The sequence below is a fragment of the Aequorivita aquimaris genome (genome assembly GCF_001573155.1).
In the GTDB taxonomy this organism is placed as follows: Bacteria; Bacteroidota; Bacteroidia; order Flavobacteriales; family Flavobacteriaceae; genus Aequorivita; species Aequorivita aquimaris.
Genome location: NZ_JRWG01000003.1, coordinates 164,920 through 189,093 on the forward strand (window position 1 = coordinate 164,920; position 24,174 = coordinate 189,093).

The following is a 24,174-nucleotide window of genomic DNA, read 5'->3' on the forward strand; positions in this document are numbered from 1 at the left end:
TTGTTTTTTGAAAAGTTATTATTCAGTTTCAGAATTTTCAGACTTAACCTTATCATTTATAGTTTTTGTGGCCTGCGCTTTCCAGTCTTCTTCAACGGTTTCCCAATCGGTAAAGGATTTTGCCATTTCAAATTCTGAAAAATTGATAGGGGTTTTCTCAACTATACCTACATATTTTTCTGTTCCGTCAGCTTCCTCTGTATCTTCTTCGCTTATTTCCCCATAGGAAAAAGTAAATACAAAATAATTTTTTTCGCCAACAGTTACTTCACCTAAATAGTCAAAAATATTTGGATAGCCGTCGTAATCATCTCCAACATAATTATAAAGTGAAAGTTTTGCAAATTCCTGTGGCTCTAGATATACTTTGGGGATTGATTTACTATTATCAGTTTTAACCAAACTTTCCATCAACTCAAACCGAACATACATATCTTCAAAAGCTTCGTTCAGTGTTTGTGGTTCAATTTCTACATTCAACTTTGTTGCTGCCATGAGTGCTTGTGCTTGAAGCCATTTACTGTCCTTGAATTGTTCAGACATAAGCTTCAATGTTTTTACTACTTCTTCGGGCTTATTTTCAAATTCCTTTGAAAATTCAATGTAGCTATACATTAGGCCTTCATTTATATGGTGGTTGTTCTTTCGAGCTATTGTATCTAAATAGGTTGTCACGTCCTGATACATATATGAGAGCAACTTGTTCTTTAGCAAAGGCATTTTGTTTCCATACACGCTGTCGTTTGAAATATTATAGGCATAAATAGAAGCTATACCATCCCTGTAATCATTAATGTCTGTAAGTTTGGCCAATTGGGCATCGTGATTGACAAAAAGTGATAAGGTATCTGAGAGCGTGGTCATTATATCATAACCATTAACATCTTTACGTTCAAGTTTATGATTTTCTAAAAGGTCAAAATAGGTTGTTTCTGCATTTTTGTTTTTAAGCCTCAACATTTGCTCAAGAATTTCCATGCGTGCGTGGTGGCTGCTTTTTTTATTTTTATAAAAGTCCGTGAAAGTTTTGAGGGTTTCTGGTTTCTCTAGATCGGTCAAGGCACCGATTATATAATATTTTGTACCATAATAAATAGAGTCATCTTTGAATTCGCGTTTTAAGTTCTTCTCAAGAAGTTTATATTCAGAAGCATCAAATTCATAATAATTCAGGGCGCCTTTCCCTTCTGCAAATTTTATGGAGTCTTTGGATTTTAGGTTTTTAAAGATTAAATCGGCTTTGGAGGCTGTAAGATCAAAATTATTGGAACTTTTCTTTATTCCCAGTGAGTTGAAAAATCTATCTACCCGTGGTTTATCTATTTCTTCATCGCCCAAATAAGTTAAAAAAAGAAGAATTGAATCGTCATCCAGCAATAACTTCATTCTTTGTTTTACGTGGGTATTTTGGTTGTTCATTCTGATTGCACGTGCTGGTTTTCCACCCATTGTGATGTTTACATTACTTACAATGGTATCGTCATATTCAGTAAGTAGTTCGGCATAATCGTCATAAAATTGTTGAAGGGATTTTTTGCGATAATATGGTTTTAATTTTATGTGCTGGACCAGATAGGTTCCAGAGGTGGTGGGATCTAAAGAGCTATAGTTTTTCACATAGCTATATTCTGAATATTCATCCTGAATTTCTTCCTTGACAATTACTGTTTTACTGGGAGCTTTAAATGAATACTTATCTTGGATATTTATAATGGTGTCGAAAGAAGCCTCTGCGTATGGTAAAAATTTAAAGGAATTGAAAAACAAATCGTCTTCCGAAATTTTATCATCTTCATTATATTTTTGGGCCATTAACAAATAGGTCCTGTTACCTCTCAAAATAAGTTTTGCTACGGTATGGAATTTATCAGAAAATAAAAGCTCGTATTTTTTTCCCTCATTACCATCTATCATTATGTCTTGGGGTTCTTTCAGAAAAGTTCCATTCTCTTTGAAATAGTTATCAAAATAATCAAAGTAGCTTTCTTTTTCGTCCAAATAATACCCTACTGGCTGATCGTTATAACGAAGCAAATAAACAGCTTTATTAGCTTTATCCTCTGCAGAAAAAATATTAATAATATAAGGCGAATCTTTATCACCGTTAGGATTATCACTTGTCTGGCTGCGATCATGAATTTTACCAGGAACCTCTACACTGTAAGCGCCCATACGGTCTGTATGGTTTTGCCACACCGATGCTTCTATTTTGGGAGCAAATAGTTCCACGGAATCAAAAAAAGCGTTTGCATATACTGAAGTGATTTCCTCTAAAGTATTTTCGGTCATAAAAGTATAGATTATTTTATCTTTAAAAACAACCTGCAAACGTGTGTAGATTTCTGCTTTTTTGATCAAAACTTCTGTAAAGTCAACTCCATCTTTCACAAAGGTATTCCTACTAATAATGGAGTCTGTATCCTTTTGGGTTTGGGTATTTATAATATTTTCAACAAAATCATAACCCTCTTTTAAAATTTGATTTCTTAAGTCTGCGACCATGTACACAAAAGTGCCGCCATAAATGAGGTCGGTACTGGTCATGGCGTTTATGGTTTCGGTAATTTCAACAGGTACCGCTTTACTGGGCGTTAAAACACTGTACCCTAAAAAATCATTCCTATCCATAACCCATCTATCTAGGTCTGGAGCAATTTCGTACTGTTGTTCGTAATCATTAAAAGTTGCATCTACTTTATTTACCTGGTATCCATTTTCGCGAAGTAGGGTAATCAAACCATTTTCACCTGGCAAATGTGCTGCACCCACAGCCGCAAATATGCTATGGGTTTTCATAATTTCATCCAAACTGTTAAACATGACGTTGTTCCTTTTTGTCATGATAGAATCGTTAGCCTGGCTATCACTAATGTAGTTCCAAATTTTTTCTAAATCTCCTTCGTAATAAAGCTCTGTTATTTTATCAAATTCATTATTTTTTTTATCTCCCGCATTGTCAAGAATAGACAGAATACTTTCCCTCAGTTTCATTTCACTGATATTTTCAAGTAGAGGTATCTGGTCTTCAACTTTCTCGAGGCCCGTTATTATTTTTTTATTATTGAATGCAATACCATATAAATACGCATCTAAAAATGTACGTCGGTCATCTACTTTTTCCTTCTGAAACGTTAGCATGGATTCTATTATACTTGGGTGTTTCATAGGAAAACTATCCAAATCTATTTTATTGATTTCATAAAAGCGGTTCTTTAGTTTTTGATATTCTTCTTTTGAAAGAATTTTTTTATACACATTTTCCCTTTTTGTATCGAAATAACTTTCACTAAAACCACTAACTGCCGAATCTGGATGAATCTCCAAGGCAAACATTTCAGATTTTTTTATCGCTGGAATAACTGAATCACTAAACTTAAAAGCTCGAGCATCTTTTAGGTGGAGTGTTCCGAATAAATAAGATTTTTTGTTTCCAGTCTTGTGTTTAATTTCCCAAAGAAGTTCATAATTTTTTCGGTCTTGGGAGAAGATTGGATTTAGGGTAAATAAAAGAATTAAAGAAATAAACAGGGTGCGGAAAGTTGAACTCATAAGGGGCTATGCAAATCGTTGATAAAATAAATTTCAATGATAATGATTTATAGCCATTTTTAAAATTATATTTCTTGAAAGATTATAAAAAAAACCACCCAACATTTGTGGGTGGCGTTTTTTAAGATTTGCGGTGTATTATTTTATTATGCCCCCACAACTTACTCTTCCACCGGCATCACCAGTAGGCTGTGTGGTAAAATCGTCTTTTCCTTCGTGTACAATAACTGCCTTTCCAAGAATATCCTTGGTTTCATCACCACAGCCTATACACCATTCGTCGGTTTGCATGGATACTTTTCCAACACCGTCGGCATCCGCTTCAAAGTTGCCTATATCACCTTTATGATATCCTTCAGCATCGCCCCACTTACCGTGTTTGGAATGTGTTGGATTCCAGTGTCCGCCAGCAGAGGTCGCGTCATCTGCGCTGCAATCTGCTTTTTCGTGAAGGTGAATGGCGTGGGTACCTGGCGTTAGCCCGGTAAATTTGGCTTCCAATTTTACCACCCCATTTTCTTCAGTGAAATAAGCTTCACCTTGGGCCGTACTTTTACTTTTTGATTCCATCATAACGGAAAGGGTTTTAGCCTCTTCCATTTTCATATCTTCTTGATTTTCAGAATTCATCTGTATGGAATCATTCATATCATCCATGGAATCCATATCTTTTTTCTCATTCTTGCAGCCTACAAAGGCGAGGATCGCAGCGGCAGCAATTAGTGTTCCTAGTTTTTTCATTGGTAATAGTTTATAGTTAATGTTAGTTTAAAGGTATGATTTCAATCGTGGGCATACAAAATTTTAAAATAATCTTAGCATTTGACAGCATGATAATTTTACTGGATTAGCTTCGTGACTATCTGTGTTTTGGAATGCAATGTTCTATGCACGGGGCATTTATCGGCAATTTCGAGCAACTTTGCTCTTTGTTCTTCGGAAAGATTTCCTTCCAACTTTATTTCACGGGTAAAGGTGTCTATTTTAGCCGAATCTTCCTCGCAATGCTCACAATCCACCGCGTGGTCTTTCGAATAGTTGATGTGGCAAGTTACATTTTCAACTTCCCATTTCTTTCTTCGCGCATACATTTGTATGGTCATCACGGTACAGGCGGCGAGGCCGGCGGAAAGAAATTCATAGGGGGAAGGCCCAAAATTGTTTCCGCCAAAAGTGGTTGGCTCATCCGCAATAAAATAATGGTCGCCCAATTTTAAGTGTGTGGTAAACATTTTATCTCCATCTAAACTTGCGGCAACCTTACTTTTGCTTTGAATTTTTTCAACCGGTGGAATTTCTACATATCGCGAAGCCCAACCGGCAATCACTTCCCCCACATAATGTGAGTCCTCTTTTTTGCTCAATAAATGGTCGGCGCCGTCCAACGACACAAAACTCTTGGGATGATGCGCGGCGATATAGATTTCTTCGGCATTTTTTATTCCAACCACTCGGTCTTGGGGGGAATGCAAAATCAACAGTGCTTTTTTGAAATTGCCTACAACTTCACGCAGGGGCTTATTTTCGAGGTCGTCCAAAAACTGTTTTTTAATGGTAAAATCCATGCCGCCCAAATTTACTTTTGCCTTTCCGCTTTTGGTAATTTCGTGCGCACTATCCTTTAACAGGCGCATAACATGCGATGGATGGCTGGGCGAATTGATAACAGCCACCGCCTTTATCGACGGAATTCTGGCTGCGGCAAAGATTGCGGCTGCGCCCCCAAGGGAATGGCCGATAATAAGCGTGGGGGCTTCGTAATTTTTCTTTAGGAAATTTGCTGCTTCAATTAAATCTTCCACATTCCCGGAGAAATTGGTGTTTTCAAAATCGCCCTCACTTTCGCCCAAACCTGTAAAATCAAACCTTAATACCCCAAAACCCGAATCGGTAAGGGCTCGCCCCACGTTTTTAACGGCAGTCAGATTTTTTGTGCACGTAAAGCAATGTGCAAAAATCACAAAATTGTGGGGCTGTTGGTTTATGGGAAGCTCCAGGCGGCCTGCCAGTTGTTCTTCGTCTTTGTTGGTAAAGGAAACTTTGTGGATGTTCATGGTTTGGTTTTAGGTGGAGTGTAATTTACAGAATTTTTCAGGCAAAGCCATCAATAACTTTTCTTGTGCCACAGACACGTTTACTTCGTTTACTTCGCCCATATATTCGCCGTCAATCTGGAAGGGAATTTTTTTGCGGGACTTGATGCTTGCCTTTTCGGTCGAAATTATTTGCACAAAGTCTGAAGACATATCGGGTTGGTCGTGCATCGTTTTAAAAATTTCAATAAAATCCAAATTCTTAAAAACCAAGACCTCAAACTTGCCATCGTTTACCTTGCCATGCGGGTTGATGGTGGCGCCAGTTCCAAATTTATTGGCATTGGCAATAGCCAGCAAAATACCCGAAACTTCGACTATTTCGTCTCCAGTTTTAATGGTAAAGTGAAATGGGGAATCAGAATTTATAAGCGTAGGGATAGATTGCAGGAAATAACCGAGTTTGCCCCGCACGCCAGAGGCTTCGTAATTTTTAACCAGTTCGGCATTAATGCCCAAATCGGCTATGTGAAGGCACATTTGGCCATTGATGAAAAGCGCATCTATTTTTAATTTACAGTCCGAAAAAGCGATGGTTATCTGCTCTTCGAGAGTCTCCGGAAGGCCAAAGTTTACGGCCATTCCATTTGCTGAGCCCGCGGGAATTATTCCGAGAATTATTTCCGTTTCAAAAACACACTGCGCAACTAATGAAATCGTGCCATCACCACCAGCGACTATAACCCGCGCAGGTTTTAATTCTTCGATAATTGGCTTTATTGCCTTTTCGTCCTCTTTCCCCGTGGTTTGGTATAGTTTGAATTGATAGCCTTGTTTAACGGCTTCAATCTTTACAGCGTCTATAATGGTTTTCTTTTCGGAGCTCCCGGCTATGGGATTTACGACCAATAAAATATAATTTTCTGATTTCATTAGTAAAAATTGAATTTAAAAATACCTATTTTGGAAATGCTAAACCGTTAACGAAATCTCAATTAGTGAAACTTGATTTAAAACTGTACCGCGGCTATGTAAACGATGAGGAATTGGTTGTCTTTGGCCACGTCTTTAAATCCTGGGCGCCCGATAAATACAGATTGGACCGAAAGGGAATCCGGCATGCGATGTCCGTAATCCATATGTTCCGCATAAAACCTTTGGAAAACGTTCCAGTGAAATTGAAATTTAAGAATATTGAGGTCTCTACCAAAACATTGGCCGATGGATACTTTCGGTTTACCATTCCGTATTCCGAAAAACTTGAGAGCGGCTGGCACCCGTTTCAGGTTAGTTGTGAACTTTATGACTACGGCATCGTAGAAAATTCTGAATTGTTGAAGCCTTTTGAAAGCAAGGTGGGCGTAATTTCAGACATTGACGATACTTTTTTGGTTTCGCACAGCGGAAATTTTTTAAAGAAATTATATGTCCTACTTCTGAAGAATATCAACAAACGAAAGGTTTTTGAGGATGTAGTACCGCACTACCAAGCCTTGAGTAAGGCGGGGCAGGAGAACGAAACGGCTTCCAATTCCTTCTTCTATGTCTCCAGCAGCGAGTGGAACCTTTATGAATTTATCGACTCCTTTGCACGCCTCCATAAATTGCCAAAAGCCGTGATAAAACTTAAAAAGATAAAAACGGGAATCTCTGATTTTCTTTTCACCGGAAGGGGCAGTCACGACCACAAGTTTGAAAAAATAAAGGATATAATCATGTTTTACCCAAAACTTGAATATGTGCTTTTGGGCGATGATTCGCAAAAAGACCCTGATCTTTATGAACGGATTGTAAAAATATTTCCGCAGAATATAAAGGCAATTTACATTCGGCAGACTTCAAAACGAAAAAAAGAGAACACCCAAGAGATTCTAAAAAATATTGAATCCATGGGCGTCTCCACTTGCTATTTTGCCAACAGCGAAAAGGCTATTGCACATTCCGAAAACATCGGTATTATTTAAGTTTTGTTATTTAACTTCGGTTGCTTCCGTTTTGCCGCTATCCATGGCAGTTTGCGTTTCGCCTTTTAAATAATGGTCCAAAAATTTAAGAATCCTTCCGTAGGCTTCTATTTCGTTTTCCTTTTTTACAAAGCCGTGGCCTTCATCTTCAAAAACCACGTATTCCACGGGCACGCCGTTCTTTTTAACCCCTTCCACAATTTCATCCGATTCAATTTTCAGCACCCGCGGATCCTGTGCGCCTTGCAATACCATTAAAGGTTTGGTCACGTTTTCGGTATGGAACAAGGGCGAAATTTGCTTCAACCGCACGGAATCTGCCGTATTCGGGTCGCCCATTTCGGTATAGAGCGCATCCTTGAACGATGCCCACCAGGGCGGAATGCTTTTTAGGGTTCGTATCCAGTTTGTTACACCAAAAATATTAACGCCCACCTGAAATTCATCCGGCGCATAGGTGAGGGCCGCCATCGTCATATAACCGCCGTAGGAACCTCCAATAATTCCAATTTTATCTTTGTCGATAACATCTTGGCTCGCCAACCAATCTTTCCCGGCAATGCAATCCTTTAAATCCTTATCGCCGTGGTTTTGATCGTCCATTTGGAAAAAAGATTTCCCATAACCACTGCTTCCGCGGTTGTTTACCGCCAAGATTGCATACCCGTGGTTTACCAAATATTGGATTAGGGAGCTAAAACTTTGCCTGGATTGTCCTCCCGGTCCGCCGTGCACCCAAACCAATGCCGGCATTTTATTGTTGGAACTCGCTTGTTTGGGTTGATAATAAACTGCCGGGATTTCCAAACCGTCAAAAGATTTGAAGCGAACTACTTCAGCCTTAACCAAGTCGTCGGGATTTATCTCTTCGTTCAAAACATCGGTAAGCTTGTGATATTCTCCAGTTGCTATAGTATAGGAATACGTATTGGTGGGAAGTTGCGAGCTGCCAACCGTTAACAATGCCATAGTTTCATCTCTTGAAAAACTGGCGGCGCTTATTTCCTGCCCGTCAATTTCGGGGAAATTTAATTCTTTGCCCGTCGCCACTTCGGTAACATACATCTCTGTTTTGGCGTCTTCGTTGGTAAACATAACCTGATACTTTCCTTTATGAGTAAAGTAGAAGGCGATAATATCCCAATCCTTTTCCAAAACCTTTTCCTTGCTGCCGTCTTCAATGTTGTATTTCATCAGATAACTGAATTCTCCGTCGGCGTCGGTGGTGTAGTAGAACGATTTCCCGTCGGGGGAAAAATCCTGGGGTGAATTTTTGCTCAATGTTTCGTTAATCTTGGTCTTTTGATTTGTTTTAAGATTCAGCAGAAATAAATCACTATCGTTGGTATTTACGGCTTTGGAGAGCAACATGTAATTTTTATCCGCTGAAATTCCGCCGAAATCCATGGCGTCATCATTTTTAAGAAGAAGTTTGGGTTTAAAGGTGGCAATGTCCATTTCATAAACGTCCATCATTTGTGGATTGCGCTCGTTGCTATTGTAGTAAAAGCTTTTGCCATCCTTGGCCCAGCCCTGGAAGAGCGCCCTCACATTTTGCTCGGGCGTGAGTCTTTGGATGCCGCTGCTATCCTTCACGAAAATTTTAAAAATTTCATCGCCGTTGCCGTCCATTCGGAAGAGAATCCTATCGTCATTCGGAAAATAGGAAATACCATACACCGAAGCGCTATCCGATAGGGTAATCGGCATAAAATCGCCGCCTTCCGTAGGTACGGAATACATATTGAATACCCCGGAACGATTGCTGGTTATCAAGACTTTGGATTTATCTGGCGAAAAACCATTTGCAAAAGCGTTTTCATTACCCATAAATTGCTCTATGGAATAAGTTTTTACCTCGGCAATTTCTTTAGTTTCCTCATTTTTGTTGTTTTTGCAAGCAACAAAGAGAAGAATCGCCGAAAAAATTAAACTGAAATTTTTCATAAAGATGTGATTTGCAGGTTATACTGTTGATTTTCAAAACAAAACTAATCATTTTTGCTCTGTAAGCACTATTTGTCTGCTTTGAAAAGTCTAATTTTTTGGTAGTAGTTTAACGTTTCGACTTTTTTTATAAACAAGGATTGTTATACTTTTAGATTATGAATAAAAGAGAAGCCAAGAGCGGATTTATCTTCACGAAACACACTCCCAAAGACCAATCTCCATTTGAAAAACTTTTCGATGTTTTTCAGGAATTGATAACCCACACTTCGGGCGATTTCGACGAGGCTATGGACTGGTTAGAACAATTGGATGAGGAATACAATCTTACTACCGACGATTATACCTTGGATGATTTCGTGGAAGACCTTAAAAAGAAGGGATATCTGCGAGAAGAAATAAAGGTTGACGGTTCAAACGGTTTGGCAATCACCGAAAAAACCGAGAGGGCACTTCGGAAAAGAGCTTTGGAACAAATCTTTGGAAAGCTCCGAAAAAGCGGCGCAGGAAACCACCGAACCAAGCAAACGGGCAGGGGGGATGAGCAGGCTGGCGAGTTTCGGGATTATCGTTTTGGCGATTCCCTGGAACAAATCTCGATGACTGAAAGTTTCAAAAATGCCCAGATAAATCGCGGGTTGGGCGATTTTACCCTTTCTGAAAACGATTTGGTGGTTGAGGAAACCATGTACAAAACCCAAATGAGCACGGTTTTGATGATTGATATCAGCCACAGTATGATTCTTTATGGCGAAGATAGAATTACGCCGGCAAAAAAAGTGGCGATGGCGCTTTCCGAATTTATAACTACGCGCTACCCAAAAGATACCTTGGATATTTTGGTCTTCGGAAATGACGCCTGGCCCATTAAAATCAAGGATTTGCCGTATTTGAATGTTGGGCCTTATCATACCAACACCGTGGCTGGGCTGGAGTTGGCGATGGATTTATTGCGAAGAAAACGGAACACAAACAAACAGATTTTTATGATAACCGACGGCAAACCAAGCTGCGTAAGGCTTCCTGATGGCCGGTATTATAAAAACAGCAACGGCCTGGACAGTTATATTGTGAACAAATGCTACGCAATGGCCTCACAGGCGCGGAAACTCCATATCCCGATTACCACTTTTATGATTGCTGAGGATCCTTATTTAATGCAGTTTGTGGAGGAATTTACGGCAGCCAATAAGGGCAAGGCATTCTATACCGGATTGAAAGGTTTGGGAGAAATGATTTTTAGTGATTATGAAACGAATCGCAGAAAACGGATAAAATAGTAGGCTCGCGATTTATCGCGAGCAATCGAGTTTTAATGGAAATATCCTTTGTGACCTTTGTGAAAAACATTGAGCCCTCTGTGGTTAAAAAATACAATTGAAAAATTATGGAAACAGAAAAAATAAAAACCTTCGGACAGCTTAAAAAAGCAGGTTACGAACCAAAATCAATCAAAGAAGAATTGCGAAGGAATTTGCTTCAAAAAATAATGAAGAAGGAAACTCCATTTGTTGGCATTCACGGGTATGAACTAACCGTAATCCCAGAACTGGAACGCGCCATTCTTTCCAAACACAACATAAACCTGCTGGGGCTTCGCGGGCAGGCAAAAACCCGATTGGCACGGCAAATGGTCGGACTTTTGGATGAATACATTCCCATTGTGGAAGGCAGCGAAATAAATGACGACCCTTACAACCCAATTTCGCGTTACGCGAAGAACCTGATGCACAAAAATGGTGATGACACGCCAATCGGTTGGTTGCACCGGAACGACCGCTTTTCAGAAAAACTTGCAACGCCCGATGTTACCGTGGCAGATATCATAGGCGATGTAGATCCTATAAAAGCTGCAAACCTAAAGTTGACCTATGCTGACGACCGCGTGATTCATTTTGGAATGATTCCGCGAAGCAACCGTTGTATTTTTGTAATCAACGAATTGCCCGACTTGCAGCCGCGAATTCAGGTGGCACTTTTTAATATTTTGCAGGAAGGCGATGTTCAGATTCGTGGCTTTGCTGTGCGATTGCCGTTGGATATTCAGTTTGTTTTCACAGCAAACCCCGAGGATTATACAAACCGTGGGAGCATTGTTACTCCATTGAAGGATAGAATTGGCTCCCAAATTTTGACCCACTATCCCGAGGATATCGGAACGGCCCGAACCATAACGGAACAGGAAACGGCAGAGACCATCAAGGCAAAGGAAAGTATTTATGTGCCCGATTTGGCAAAGGACATTTTGGAACAGATAAGTTTTGAGGCGCGAGAGAATCATTTTATCGATGCCAAAAGTGGGGTGAGCGCCCGTTTGAGTATTACTGCTTTTGAAAATCTGTTGAGCACGGCGGAAAGAAGGGCCTTGCGAAATGGCGAGGAAAAAACAAGTGTGCGCTTGGGCGATTTTGTCGGCATCATTCCTTCCATAACCGGCAAGATTGAACTGGTGTACGAAGGGGAACAGGAAGGCGTTTCGCAGGTCGCACAACAATTGATTGCCGATGCCGTAAACACTATTTTCAAAGAGAAATTTCCGAAAATAGAAAAGCTAACGAAAGAAAGTGACCCAGATCCGTACGCCGAAATAGTTGCCTGGTTTTTTGAGGAGAATGATTTTGAATTGCTCGATTCCTATTCCGATGAGGAATATAAGAATGAACTGGACCGAATCATTCCGTTGCAACAATTGATAGAAAAATACCAGCCCGAAACCCCAAAACAGGCCAGCTACTTTTTAAAGGAAGTAATTCTGTGGGCGTTGGCCGAAAATAAAAAACTGAGCAGATTCAGTTTAGGCAATGGTTTGCACTTCAAGGATTTGTACGGAAGTTATATCAGCGGACTTTAAAACGGGAAAGTTTCATCATAAAAAAACCGCCATTCTTTAAAGGAGTGGCGGTTTTTATGTTTTTCAGCGAGTATTAAATATTTGGAATCACCAATTCATCGCCCGGATGGATCAGGTCTGCAGATTTCAACTTGCCTTTGTTTGCTTCGTAAATAGCGTTGTACTTATTGGCATCGCCATAGTAGTGTTTTGCAATTTTGCTTAATGATTCTCCACTCTTTACAGTGTGGTGCGCAAAGGCCGAAGTGTCGGCAACTTTTATATCCGCCATAATATCGGTTGGGTTTTCACCGCCAACGCGTTTAATTTCGTCCCAAAGAAGATTTTTTTCATATTGGTTTTTAGCCGTACCCCATACTTTGAGTTGGCCATTTTCCTCTTTTACATCTCCGTTTTGGATGTTTAGTTTTTCACCTAAATCCAAAACGCTTTGATACTTCGATTTAATCATTACTAAGAATTTTAAAGTTAATTTCCCTAAAGATACTATTTTATGGCTTTAAATTTCCTTATTAGCAAAACTTTAGTAATAAGGACGGTCTGTTGAGATTATTTTAAAAAAATCACAAAAAATTTAACTAAAGATTAATGTGAATGGTGAAATAATTCCCTGCGCTTGAAATAACTTTGGTGCAAACTTTAAATCAACAAAAACTATTATGAAACTAAGAACAATCGTTATGTCTCTTGCAGTGGTTACAATGCTTTTTGCAAGCTGTGAAGACTCTAAAAAGAAAGAAGCTGAGGCTCAAGCCCAAGCAGAACAAATGCACATGGAGCGTGAAAAAGATTCCTTGATGAAAGTTGAGGCAGATAACCAAGCGAGAATGGCCGAGATGGAAGCTAATTCAATTGCTGCAAAAGCAATGGGCAATTCAGATTTGTCAACTTTGGTTAGCGCACTTCAAGCAGCAGATTTGGCACAGACTTTAAAATCTGAAGGTGAATATACTGTATTTGCTCCTACCAATGAAGCTTTTAACAAAGTTCCAAAAGCAACTTTGGATAACCTAATGAAGCCTGAAAATAAGGAGCAACTTCAAGGTTTATTGAAGTATCACGTATTACAAGGAAAAATGAATGCCGCTGACGTTTTGGCTAAAATTAAGGAGGCCAATAACAAACTTGATGTTACTACACTTAACGGTGAAGTTTTGACTTTGTCTGAAAAAGGTGGAAAAGTAATAATTAAGGATGCAAAAGGAAATATGGCCACTGTAACAAGTGCTGATATGGATGCATCAAACGGTGTTGTTCACGTTGTGGATAAAGTATTGATGCCAAAAATGTAATTCAGTATTTTGAATAATTTTGAAAAGCCCCAGTTTTGGGGCTTTTTTATTAATGACAACTGCATCCACCATCCATAAACCCGTGGGTTTCCTGATGCCAAGGGAAAGCTTGGTTGTATTTGTCCATCTCCCAGAAAAAGGGAAGGCGTTTTTTAGGATTGTTACCAATTTCGTTCATGGTTTCCGCATCGTATAATCTACCGTTAATCATCACCATTTTTATGGATTCGGTGTTTTCAATATCTTCCAATGGGTTTTTATCCAGCACGATTAAATCGGCAAGCTTTCCTACTTTGAGCGAACCAATATCTTCCCCAGCCCCTATATATTCAGCAGAGTTTATCGTAGCCGCTTTCAAGGCTTCCAAATTACTCATACCGCCCTGTTGCAGCATCCAGGTTTCCCAATGTGCGCCGAGACCTTGCAATTGACCGTGCGCTCCCATATTCACTTTTACACCTGCATCACTCAAATTTTTTGCGGTTTCGGAAACCAAAATGTGTCCATTTTCATATTCGTCTTGGGGTGATTTAATTCTGTGGCGCGATCGGCTGTCCACTATGCTACGGGGCGTGAAGGTCAACAATTTTTTATTTTCCCAAACATTGTCGCGCTCGTAATAGTAGAACTCACCGTTCATTCCGCCGTAATTTACAATCAAGGTTGGCGTGTAGCCGGAACCGCTCTTGCCCCAAATTTCGAGAATATCCTTATAAACGGGCGCCACCGGAATGTTATGCTCAATCCCTGTGTGGCCATCAATAACCTGAGTTATATTGTGATAAAAAGTAGAACCACCTTCTGGAACCACATTAATGCCCAGCTCGCGAGCTGCCTGCAATACTTGCTGTCGTTGGTCTCGGCGTGGCTGGTTATAGCTTTTTACGCTTTTTGCCCCAAAGGCTTTGGTACGGCGAATGCTGCTACGCGCATCTTCCAAATTATTGATAACTGCCTTAAAATCGCCATCGGCGCCATAGAGAATGAATCCTGTGGAAAACAACCGAGGCCCCACCAATTGTCCGCTTTTTTGAAGTTCAGAAAGGGTAAATACCGTTTCAGTATTTGCCGAAGGATCGTGCGAAGTGGTTACCCCGAAAGCCAAATTTGCCATAAAAGGCCAAAATTGCTGTGTGGGCAAGCCATAGCGGAAAGCGCCCACGTGGGCATGCGCATCAACCATGCCGGGCATAATGGTTTTTCCTTCCGCGGAATAAACTTTTGTGCCAGAGGGAACAGAAACTTTATCGGCTGCGCCAATGGCCTCTATTTTATTTCCGTTGATTACGATGGTTCCATTTTCAATTACTTCATCGTTTTCCATGGTAATGATTCGGGCATTGGTGAAGGCAATCCTTCCGCTGGGTTTATCCACCGGGGCTTGCAGACCGATTTTTGTTCCTGTTAAAGTTATTTCCGGCACTTCTTCCGGAGAGTCTTTTAAAAACGTAAACCTGTTCTTCAATTCGTTATTGAAATATTCATCGCCCAAAGTCCACATCACTTTTTGGCTGTTCGGCGACCAATGAATGTTTATACCAGCATCCTTCGCAAGTTGCGAAACGGGCAGGGCCTTGGTTTTGTCGTCCAAGTCAACAGTCTGGCCGTTCAGTACCAAGGGGGCCACAAACAATTTATGAAGATTTGTAAAAGCGATCCATTCGTTATCGGGACTGGGAATCAATCTGTTTGCATATTTTGAAGTAACATGTGTTTTCTCATCATTTCCCGAAAGGTTAACGCTGATTAGTTTTTTCTCAATATCTCCAAAATAGGTTCCGCCGGTCTGCAGAAAAATCCGTTTTCCGTCTTTGCTGAACATAGGGTATTCGCCTTTATCGACTACAAATTTTTCATTGCTTCCATCGGTGTTCATTATATAAATACCATCATTTTTCGTATAAGTAAAACCTTGATCGGTGTTTCCTTTTTCTTTTCTGAAGGTAATAAATGCTCCATTTTGCGAGTAGGAAGGGGTTCTGTAAATTCCTTTTTCTGAAGTAAGTTTTACCGGCGTTCCACCATTTGCTGCAATTTTATGGATAGCGCCTTTTTCCAGATCGTTCCAAGTAACATATACTATTTCGGAACCATTGGGGGAGAAGGCAGGCTCAAATTCAAAATCAGTACTGTTCGTTAATCGTTGCGGTTCGCCATTTGGCAAGGATTTTTTATATAAATGTCCCAAGGCACTGAAGACCATATATTCCCCATTTGGCGAGGTAACGGCGTGGCGAATCATTTTCGGCGTGAAAGTTTCGGTTTCAATTTTATTGTTGAAATGTACCGTTTCAGCCAAATCAATCTTTACGTTTGCCGTAAAGGGAATATTGTTCACTGCCAGGGAATTCACATCAATCCTGTTGATTTTTCCACCACTCCAAAAAACGATTTCGTTGTTGTTTGGCATCCAACTAAAATTTGGATAAACGCCAAAAAGCGCCCAAGCTTCCTGTTGGTCTTTGTTCAGTTTGTCGTAAATGGGCCATTCTTGGCCAGTTTCCAAATCGTGGATATAAAGCACGCTTTTGGTGCGCACCCTTTTAACGAATGCTAATTTCTTTCCATCGCGTGAAATTGTCGGTCTAGCGGCACCGCCCGGTCCGCCTGTTATTGTTTCGGTTTTTCCGGTTTCAAATTCATAACGTTTTATCACATAAATTTGGTCGTTTGGGTCTTTGTTGTATTGAAAATAGCCGCCGGGATACATATCCTCACTGTAATAAAGATATTTTCCATCAGGGGAAACAAAGGGTTCGTTTACGTCCTGCTGGTCGTTTTTTCGTTTTGTGAGCTGTAAACCCGTCCCGCCCGATTTGTGGTATTGCCACATTTCGCCTGCGCCCAGACTTCTGCCCGAGGTGAAATGTTTGCGCGCAATTAAATAATTGCCGTCCGCACTCCACACGGCATTGTTCAACAAGCGAAAATCTTCCTTGGTAACTTGTTTTGCATCGCTTCCATCGGCATTCATGACCCAAATATTATCGCCGCCGCCAGCATCGCTGGTGAACGAAATTTTTGTGCCGTCGGGGCTGAATCTGGGTTGGATTTCAAAAGGAATGCCCGTTCTGATTGCTTTGGCAGTCCCTCCCGAAATGGGCAGGGTATAAATATCGCCAAGCATATCAAAAACAATGGTTTTGCCATCGGGACTTACGTCAAGGTTCATCCAAGTGCCTTCATCTGTAGTAAAGGAATGGGTTTTATAATTGAAATCCTTTCCGGGATTGGCAACTTCCCATTTTGGGTCTTCTTTTTCCTTTTCTTTTTTATTTTTCTTTTGTGCGGTAAGTGATAAGCTAAGAGCACATAACAGGAGCGTGGAGAATATTTTCATTTTTTTGAATTAAAGGGTGTAAAAATTGTTATTCAAGATTTTCAGAATTTACATAAAAATCTTTTTTGATTTGAAAGGTTTCAATGGGTTGCGCAAATGTTTTCGTTTTCCATTCCGAAGTTGGAAAAATCCATTCCTCTTTGCCGTTGACTATCGCTATTACGGGCATGTCGAAATTTTCAACTGTGTTGACGTACCGAAATTTTAAATCGTTTCTTTCAATACTGTATTCCACTTTTGGAATTTTGGTTGTCCGTAAATATTGGTTCCAAAATGCCGTGAGATCAATACCGCTTTCTTTTGAAATATATTCCTCGATTTGCCTGGTAGTAACGGTTTGGTGGTAGAACTGTTTATTCAAACCACGTAAGATACTTCGCCATTTTTCGTCATTTTCAATAAGTTGCCTTACGGTATGCAGAATGTTTGCGCCTTTGTAGTACATATCGCCGCTGCCGGAATTGTCAACATAGTAAACCCCGATGATTGGGCGATCGTTTGAAATATTATTTCGGGTACCAAGTACATACTCCGAGGAAGCTTTTTTTCCGAAGAAATAATCCAGGTACAAATTTTCTGAATAGGCCGTAAATCCTTCGTGGATCCACATATCGGCCACATCTTTATTGGTGATGTTGTTCGCAAACCATTCGTGCCCGCTTTCGTGGATGATTATAAAATCGAACTTCAATCCCCAACCCGTGCCGGAGAGGTCGCGGCCCAGATAGCCATTTTCATATTTGTTGCCGTATGTTACGCTGCTTTGGTGCTCCATTCCCAAATATGGGGCTTCCACCAGCTTGTAGCCGTCTTCGTAAAAAGGATAGGGGCCAAACCAGTGCTCAAAAGCTTCCATCATCATCGGCGCCTGTTTAAATTGCTCTTTCGCCTTCGCTTCATTTTCGCGAAGCACATAATAATCCATATCGAGCATTCCTTTTTCGCCTTTGTAATTTTCGCCCCAATGTACATAATCGCCAATGTTTATGTCCACGCCATAAGCGTTTATGGGGTTTACCACTTGCCATACCCAGGTTTTTGTGGTATCGGTTTCAATTACCTTAATCAATCTTCCGTTGCTAACGTCCATCAAATCCTTTGGAGTTGTTACCGAAATGGTAACCCCATTATCGGGCTCTTCGGAAGGATGGTCCTTCAAGGGCCACCAAACGCTGGAGCCGATTCCTTGGTTGCTCGTTGCAATAAAATGCTTGCCATTGCTGTCCTTGCCCCAAGTAAAACCGCCGTCCCAAGGCGGGCGGATTGCCTCTCTAGGTTGGCCGGAAAAAAAGATTGTAATCTTGTTTTTGTCTCCCTGTTTTTGTTTTTTCTGAAGTTTTAGAAAATGTGCATTTCCTTCAGAAGAATAAAGAATCTCTTTTCCGTCTTGGAGTATTTTATCAATCTTCATCGGCGCTTGCAGGTCTATTTGCATAATATTGTTAGGCTCCAAGACTTTATAGGAAATGGTGTTGCTTCCTTTGATGGTTTTTTGCGAAGGATTCACTGTTACTTTTAAATCATAGTGCGTTACATCCCACCACGCTCGTTCCGGCGTTATGCTTCCTATAAGCGTATCTGCGCGTGTAAATTTTTGCGCCAAGGCGGATTGAAATAAAAATAAAATTGCGACGAAAAACATCCCCCTAACTCCCTTCAAAGGGGAAATAATGTTTTGATTTTTTAGTGAAGTCATTTTATTAATTTATTATCTAAATACCGAATTTGGAAACATAACAATACTTTCAAACCCATCCTTTCCTACGGAAGCTACACCGAAAAAGTAATTGTCAATCACAATACCTTCCAAGGTAAATTCTGAAACATCGCCTACGTATCGGCTGTGGTCCCAAGTTGGACTTGTGGTATCGCGCCAATAAATTTTATAGCCAGCTGCGCCATCAACTTTTTCCCATTTCAGCTTAGCGGAAGGCTCTACAATGCCGCCAATGGCAACGTTTGTTGGCGCAGGCGGCGCCCACGCAAGACTGGCCAGATTTATGGCGTTCACGGCTGTGAGCTTGGCGGCGTAATCGAAGTTTACAAATTTCAGTTTATCGCCGTATTCTATTCCGTTTTCAGTGCGGATGTCTTGGTGCTGCTGATTGTAATTTTCGTGGGCTTCCATAATACGGATTCCGGCCCAGCCTAAATCGTTAAAGGGACGATGGTGGCCGCCGCGACCAAAACGGTCCAATCTATAAATCATCATTGGGTTCATTTCTGGCATATATGTCTGCGTAGTCTTAAGAACGTAACGGGCAAGCTGGCGCGAAATGCCGTCAACCTCACCACCGTAAAAGCGCCGCATTTGTCGCTCGCGTTCTGTTTCGGTGGGAGGAACGGGCTCGCTGAAAATCCTAAAATCGCGATTGCTGATTACACCATTTACACCTTCAATATTGCCGATCATATCGTTATTTAAAACGCCGATTATTTCCCAACCTTGTGCTTTTGCATAGTCTGCAAAGCCTTTTCCGCCGAAAAGCCCCTGTTCTTCGCCGCTCAATCCTAAATAAACAATACTGCTTTCAAACTTGTGTTTTGAAAGAACACGGGCGGCTTCAATAGCCCCTGCCATACCGCTGGCGTTGTCGTTGGCGCCGGGCGCATCTTTTGTGAAATCGCTGCCGTCACTATTTCGGGAGTCAATATCGCCACTCATAATGATGTAGCGGTTGGGATATTTTGTGCCTTTTTGAACCGCGGCCACGTTTACAATCCAAGTATCCTTCGGAATGCGGTCATTGCCTTCAGCTTTTACGAAATCCTTTTGGTAGAAAACATTTAGGCAATTGTTGCAATCTTTTGAAATAGCTTCAAATTCACCTTTAATCCATCGTCTTGCTGCACCAATTCCGCGAGTGTTGCTAATTGTATCACTAAAAGTATTTCGAGTGCCGAAATTTGCAAGCGTGGTGATATCTGCCTTAATCCTTTCAGAAGAAACAGCGTTTATTATGTCGTAAATTCTTTGATCGGTCTGTGAAAAACAGGAAAAGGTAAAACAAACTATAATGAAGGAAACAACACTTTTCATTGGGAAAGTAATTTTGTTTAAAAATACCAAAAAGAACGAAGAACCTACTAAAACTTTTTGAGAATGTAAAAATGAAACTATTTAGATTCAGTCACTATAGCGAGCTTCTTGCCATTTGGGCTGATGGCCATACGTGTAATATTCTTTAAGCCATAATCCTCAAGGGAGGCAACTCGTGTCCATTCCGACTCACCTAACGTATCGTACATATAGAGTTTGTTTCCGCTTCCAACTAAAATTTGAGTATCGTTTATCCAAACATAATCCTGAATGCCAATGGGCAATTGGGTTACGAAAAAGTTTTCATAGGAATTCATATCCAAGAGGTAAAGGTCCAGATTTCCTTCCTCGTTTACCAAGGAATAACTCATTGAATTGGTTTTTGGGACTTTTTGAAGGGAACGTCCTGCATTATAAAACAATGTGTCTGTTTTTTTTGATTGCAAATCTATTAACACCAAATCCATTTTATCGCCATCCAAAACTGTGGCGAGTATTTTTTTGTCGTTGTAAAAGGCAAAATATGCAACTTGCAAATCTTTTATAATTTCTGAAGACTTGCCCGTAGCCGGACTGTAACGATACAACCGCTGCAAGCCGTCTTTGTCCAATCTCACGGCTGCCACGTCTTCATTTGATGGAAATTTTTGTGGCGAATATTCGCCGCCCTCGGTTTTTTGATTGAACCATTTTTTTGATTTGGTATTCAGGCTATATTCTACAATATCGGTTTGACCTTCATTGTTTCCTGCAAAAACAAGGGTTTCATTAGCGATGAAAGAAGGTTGGTTGTTGTAACCTTTGTTGTTTGAAATGTTTTGGATATTTAACAATTCCAGCCCTTCATAAGCTGGGCGAATATCAAAAACATACACTTCAGTATTGGTTTGTGCGAAAGTGAGATAAGTAGTGAATATGATTGATAGGAAAAGGAGCTTCTTCATTATAAATTGTTTTTTTAAAAATAGCAAACTTCGAACCAAAATACTGCTAAAAATAAAACCGCCTCATTTCTGAAGCGGTTTTAAGAATAATTTATCAATTGATTTAAAACGGATAATTGTTTTCCGAAATAACCTTATGTGCAATTGTTCTACGCAATTCGCCAATGTTTGGCATATTTTGATATTTCGTAAAACGTTTAAGACCCATCAGCATCGCCCGTTGTTCGTCCCCTTCAGCAAAAGAAAGAATGGCTTCCTTAGCTTTCACGGTAATTATATCAACGGCGTGGTAAAGGTATAATTGCGACATCGCAATTTGTTCCTTTTGCGAATCCTCACCGAAGCGTTCCGCGTTCTTTTCAGTACGAAGGATTGCGCTTTCAGCCATATAAATTTCAATCAAAATATCTGCCGCTGCCATTAGCGTTTGCTGATGTTCCTCCAGTTCAGTGCCGTATTTTTGAACGGCGCTTCCGGCAACCATTAAGAATACTTTTTTCAGTTTGGCGATCATCGCTTTTTCCTCTGAAAGCAATTCCGAAAAATCGGGCGTTTCAAAAGAAGGGATTCCCATTAATTCTGCGGCTACTGCCTGTGCGGGGTTCAGAAGATCTACGTGACCTTTCATTGCTTTTTTCACCAACATTCCCACTGCCAGCATACGGTTGATTTCATTTGTTCCTTCGTAAATACGGGCAATACGGGCATCGCGCCAGGCAGATTCCATTGGGGTATCTGCGCTGTAGCCCATTCCGCCGTAGATTTGGATTCCCTCGTCACTACAGTTTTGAATATCTTCGGAAACGGCTACTTTCAAAATGGAACATTCAATGGCGTATTCCTCTACACCTTTTAATTCAGCTTCTTGGTGGCTGTTTCCAGCTTTCACGCGAAGTGCGATTCGGTCCTCAATATTCTTTCCGGCTCGGTAACTGGCACTTTCACCCACATACGCACTGGTTGCCATTTCGGCCAATTTCAGTTTTATTGCCCCAAAAGATGAAATGGGCACATTGAATTGAATTCGCTCATTTGCGTACTGAACAGCATTTGCTATTACACGGCGTTGTGCGTCAAGACTAGCCGCAGCAAGTTTTATTCTCCCTACGTTCAGGGCGTTCATTGCAATTTTAAACCCTTCACCGCGTTCGCCCAACATATTTTCAACAGGAACTTTTGTATCACTGAAGAAAACCTGACGGGTAGAGGAGGAGTGGATTCCGAGTTTCTTTTCTTCCTCGCCCATTGAGATTCCGTTTTCGGGATCATTTTCAACAATAAAGCCTGTTATGTATTTATCATCTTCAATTCGTGCAAAAACAATCATGGTATGACAGAAACCTGAATTTGAAATCCACATTTTCTGCCCACTGATTTTGTAATATTTTCCGTCTTCGGAAAGTACTGCTTTTGTCTTTCCGCTGTTGGCGTCGCTTCCCGCACTTGGTTCAGTCAGCGCATATGCGCCAAACCATTCGCCCGTGGCGAGTTTTGGAACGTATTTTTTCTTTTGTTCCTCCGTTCCATAAAGTGTAATAGGAAGCGTACCGATACCCGTATGTGCGCCAAATGCCGTAGCCACAGAGCCCGTTGCGCCTGAAATGTAATCGCAAACCAGCATTGTGGTCACAAAACCCATTCCGAGCCCGCCATATTCTTCGGGAACAGCTACGCCAAGTAAGCCCATTTCGCCGGCTTTACGCATAACTTCTTCGGTTAGCGCATAGTTTTTATGCTCAAACTCTTCTTTCTTTGGCCAAATTTCGCGATCTACAAATTCTTTCACGGAATCGCGCATCATTTTTTGTTCTTCGGAAAAATCTTCTGGGGTGAAGACGTCTTCAGCTTTAGTTTCCTTTACAAGAAATTGTCCGCCGCGAAGCAATTCGTTATTTTTTGTTTCAGTTTCCATTACTCTATAATTTTGTTAAGTTGTTATTTCAAAAATTCATAAACCCCCGCAGCACCTTGTCCGGTACCAACACACATTGTCACCATTCCGTATTTTCCTTGTAGGTTTCGCTTGCGCATTTCATCAAAAAGTTGCACGGAAAGTTTTGCGCCAGTACAGCCCAATGGGTGTCCCAATGCGATTGCGCCTCCATTTACATTTACTTTTTCTTTATCCAAACCAAGTTCACGGATTACGGCCAAAGATTGTGAGGCAAAGGCTTCGTTTAATTCTATGAGTTCCATTTGGTCCTGCTTCAATCCAGCTTGTTTTAAAGCCTTTGGAATTGCGTAAACCGGACCAATTCCCATAATGCTGGGCTCTACGCCAACAGCTGCAAAGCTTACCAATCTGGCAATCGGCTCAAGATTTAGTTCCTTTACCATTTCCTCGCTCATAATAACGGCAAAGGCAGCACCGTCGCTCATTTGTGAGGAATTACCTGCGGTAACACTTCCGCCTTGTGCAAAAACGGGGCGAAGTTTAGAAAGCGCTTCAATGTTTGTTCCTTTTCGTGGGCCTTCGTCTTTATTAACTGTGTATTTTTCAGTTACTTTTTTGCCTGAATCGTTTACGAAAGTGTGCTCTACTTCAATAGGCACAATTTGATCCTGAAAACGATTTTCATCCTGCGCTTTTAATGCACGCATTTGACTTGTGTAAGCAAACTCATCTTGGTCCTCACGGGAAACGTTGTATTTTTTGGCAACTGCTTCCGCAGTCAATCCCATATTCCAGTAATAATCTTCGTGGCCTTCTTTTGCCAATTTATAATCTGGAACAGGTTTGTAACCACCCATTGGAATGTAACTCATACTTTCAGCACCTCCTGCAATGATGCAATCTGCCATTCCTGTTTGGATTTTGGCCGCAGCAATTGAAATGGTTTCCAGGCCAGAAGCGCAATAACGGTTAACCGTCATTCCGGGAATGTCCACTATATCCAACCCCATTAACGAGATCAATCTACCCATATTGAGGCCTTGCTCGGCTTCGGGCATGGCATTACCCACGATTACGTCATCAATTCGTTTTTTGTCGAGTTGCGGCAATTCGTTCATTAGATATTTAATGGTTTCCGCGGCCAGTTCATCCGGTCTTTTAAAACGGAAAACTCCGCGAGGCGCTTTGCCCACTGCGGTTCTGTATGCTTTTACTATATATGCGGTTCTTTGTTTCATAATTTGTTTTTTTAGAGAAGAGAGTAGAGAATAAAGAAAATAGATCTGTAGCTTCTCTGTTCTTTTATCTCTGTTCTTTATT

Annotated in this window: 16 protein-coding genes; 4 read left to right on the top strand and 12 right to left on the bottom strand. The window is 40.8% G+C overall.

Annotated elements, in window-relative coordinates; genetic code table 11:
• Positions 1–18: 18 nt before the first annotated feature.
• The 4 genes from LS48_RS06095 to LS48_RS06110 all read right to left on the bottom strand — a co-directional run bounded on the left by LS48_RS06095 (position 19) and on the right by LS48_RS06110 (position 6,515).
• Positions 19–3,549, bottom strand: a complete 3,531-nt coding sequence (locus LS48_RS06095; protein WP_062621040.1) for a TraB/GumN family protein — start codon at positions 3,547–3,549, stop codon at positions 19–21.
• A gap of 138 nt (positions 3,550–3,687) precedes the next feature.
• The gene (locus LS48_RS06100; RefSeq protein WP_062621042.1) at positions 3,688–4,290 is read right to left on the bottom strand and encodes a superoxide dismutase family protein; all 603 of its coding nucleotides are present in this window, start codon (positions 4,288–4,290) and stop codon (positions 3,688–3,690) included.
• A 98-nt stretch (positions 4,291–4,388) separates the two neighbouring features.
• The gene (locus LS48_RS06105) at positions 4,389–5,603 is read right to left on the bottom strand and encodes a bifunctional alpha/beta hydrolase/OsmC family protein (protein ID WP_062621044.1); all 1,215 of its coding nucleotides are present in this window, start codon (positions 5,601–5,603) and stop codon (positions 4,389–4,391) included.
• A 9-nt stretch (positions 5,604–5,612) separates the two neighbouring features.
• Positions 5,613–6,515 (bottom strand): diacylglycerol/lipid kinase family protein, encoded by a 903-nt coding sequence (locus tag LS48_RS06110; RefSeq protein ID WP_062621047.1) that lies wholly within the window; start codon positions 6,513–6,515, stop codon positions 5,613–5,615.
• Between the two features lie 65 nt (positions 6,516–6,580).
• Between LS48_RS06110 and LS48_RS06115 the strand changes: the two genes are divergently transcribed.
• Positions 6,581–7,546, top strand: coding sequence for an App1 family protein phosphatidate phosphatase (locus LS48_RS06115; RefSeq protein WP_062621048.1), 966 nt, complete (start codon positions 6,581–6,583; stop codon positions 7,544–7,546).
• A 6-nt stretch (positions 7,547–7,552) separates the two neighbouring features.
• Here the strand turns inward: LS48_RS06115 and LS48_RS06120 are convergent, their stop codons facing one another.
• Positions 7,553–9,493, bottom strand: coding sequence for a S9 family peptidase (locus tag LS48_RS06120; RefSeq protein ID WP_062621050.1), 1,941 nt, complete (start codon positions 9,491–9,493; stop codon positions 7,553–7,555).
• 158 nt (positions 9,494–9,651) lie between these two features.
• Between LS48_RS06120 and LS48_RS06125 the strand changes: the two genes are divergently transcribed.
• Together LS48_RS06125 and LS48_RS06130 are read left to right on the top strand one after the other, a co-directional pair.
• Positions 9,652–10,773 (top strand): vWA domain-containing protein, encoded by a 1,122-nt coding sequence (locus LS48_RS06125; protein WP_062621052.1) that lies wholly within the window; start codon positions 9,652–9,654, stop codon positions 10,771–10,773.
• Between the two features lie 107 nt (positions 10,774–10,880).
• Positions 10,881–12,344 (top strand): hypothetical protein, encoded by a 1,464-nt coding sequence (locus LS48_RS06130; RefSeq protein WP_062621054.1) that lies wholly within the window; start codon positions 10,881–10,883, stop codon positions 12,342–12,344.
• A gap of 73 nt (positions 12,345–12,417) precedes the next feature.
• Here LS48_RS06130 and LS48_RS06135 read toward each other — a convergent pair whose 3' ends face one another.
• Positions 12,418–12,795, bottom strand: coding sequence for a LysM peptidoglycan-binding domain-containing protein (locus LS48_RS06135; protein ID WP_062621057.1), 378 nt, complete (start codon positions 12,793–12,795; stop codon positions 12,418–12,420).
• A 208-nt stretch (positions 12,796–13,003) separates the two neighbouring features.
• Here LS48_RS06135 and LS48_RS06140 point away from each other — a divergent pair, with 208 nt between their 5' ends.
• The gene (locus LS48_RS06140) at positions 13,004–13,636 is read left to right on the top strand and encodes a fasciclin domain-containing protein (RefSeq protein ID WP_076692420.1); all 633 of its coding nucleotides are present in this window, start codon (positions 13,004–13,006) and stop codon (positions 13,634–13,636) included.
• Positions 13,637–13,685: 49 nt separating this feature from the next.
• On the opposite strand, the gene LS48_RS06145 is transcribed toward LS48_RS06140, so the two are convergent.
• The 6 genes from LS48_RS06145 to LS48_RS06170 form a co-directional block, all read right to left on the bottom strand.
• Positions 13,686–16,976 carry an amidohydrolase family protein gene (locus LS48_RS06145; RefSeq protein ID WP_062621059.1) on the bottom strand — a complete coding sequence of 1,097 codons (3,291 nt, stop codon included), beginning with the start codon at positions 16,974–16,976 and terminating at the stop codon, positions 13,686–13,688.
• A 28-nt stretch (positions 16,977–17,004) separates the two neighbouring features.
• Positions 17,005–18,672 carry a M1 family metallopeptidase gene (locus LS48_RS06150; RefSeq protein ID WP_078056378.1) on the bottom strand — a complete coding sequence of 556 codons (1,668 nt, stop codon included), beginning with the start codon at positions 18,670–18,672 and terminating at the stop codon, positions 17,005–17,007.
• Between the two features lie 12 nt (positions 18,673–18,684).
• Positions 18,685–20,016: a M28 family peptidase gene (locus LS48_RS06155; protein ID WP_062621061.1), complete on the bottom strand. Its 1,332-nt coding sequence runs from the start codon at positions 20,014–20,016 to the stop codon at positions 18,685–18,687.
• A 77-nt stretch (positions 20,017–20,093) separates the two neighbouring features.
• Positions 20,094–20,960, bottom strand: coding sequence for a TolB-like translocation protein (locus tag LS48_RS06160; RefSeq protein WP_062621064.1), 867 nt, complete (start codon positions 20,958–20,960; stop codon positions 20,094–20,096).
• A 103-nt stretch (positions 20,961–21,063) separates the two neighbouring features.
• Positions 21,064–22,872, bottom strand: a complete 1,809-nt coding sequence (locus tag LS48_RS06165; RefSeq protein ID WP_062621065.1) for an acyl-CoA dehydrogenase FadE — start codon at positions 22,870–22,872, stop codon at positions 21,064–21,066.
• 23 nt (positions 22,873–22,895) lie between these two features.
• Positions 22,896–24,092, bottom strand: coding sequence for an acetyl-CoA C-acyltransferase (locus tag LS48_RS06170; RefSeq protein WP_062621066.1), 1,197 nt, complete (start codon positions 24,090–24,092; stop codon positions 22,896–22,898).
• Positions 24,093–24,174: the final 82 nt, after the last annotated feature.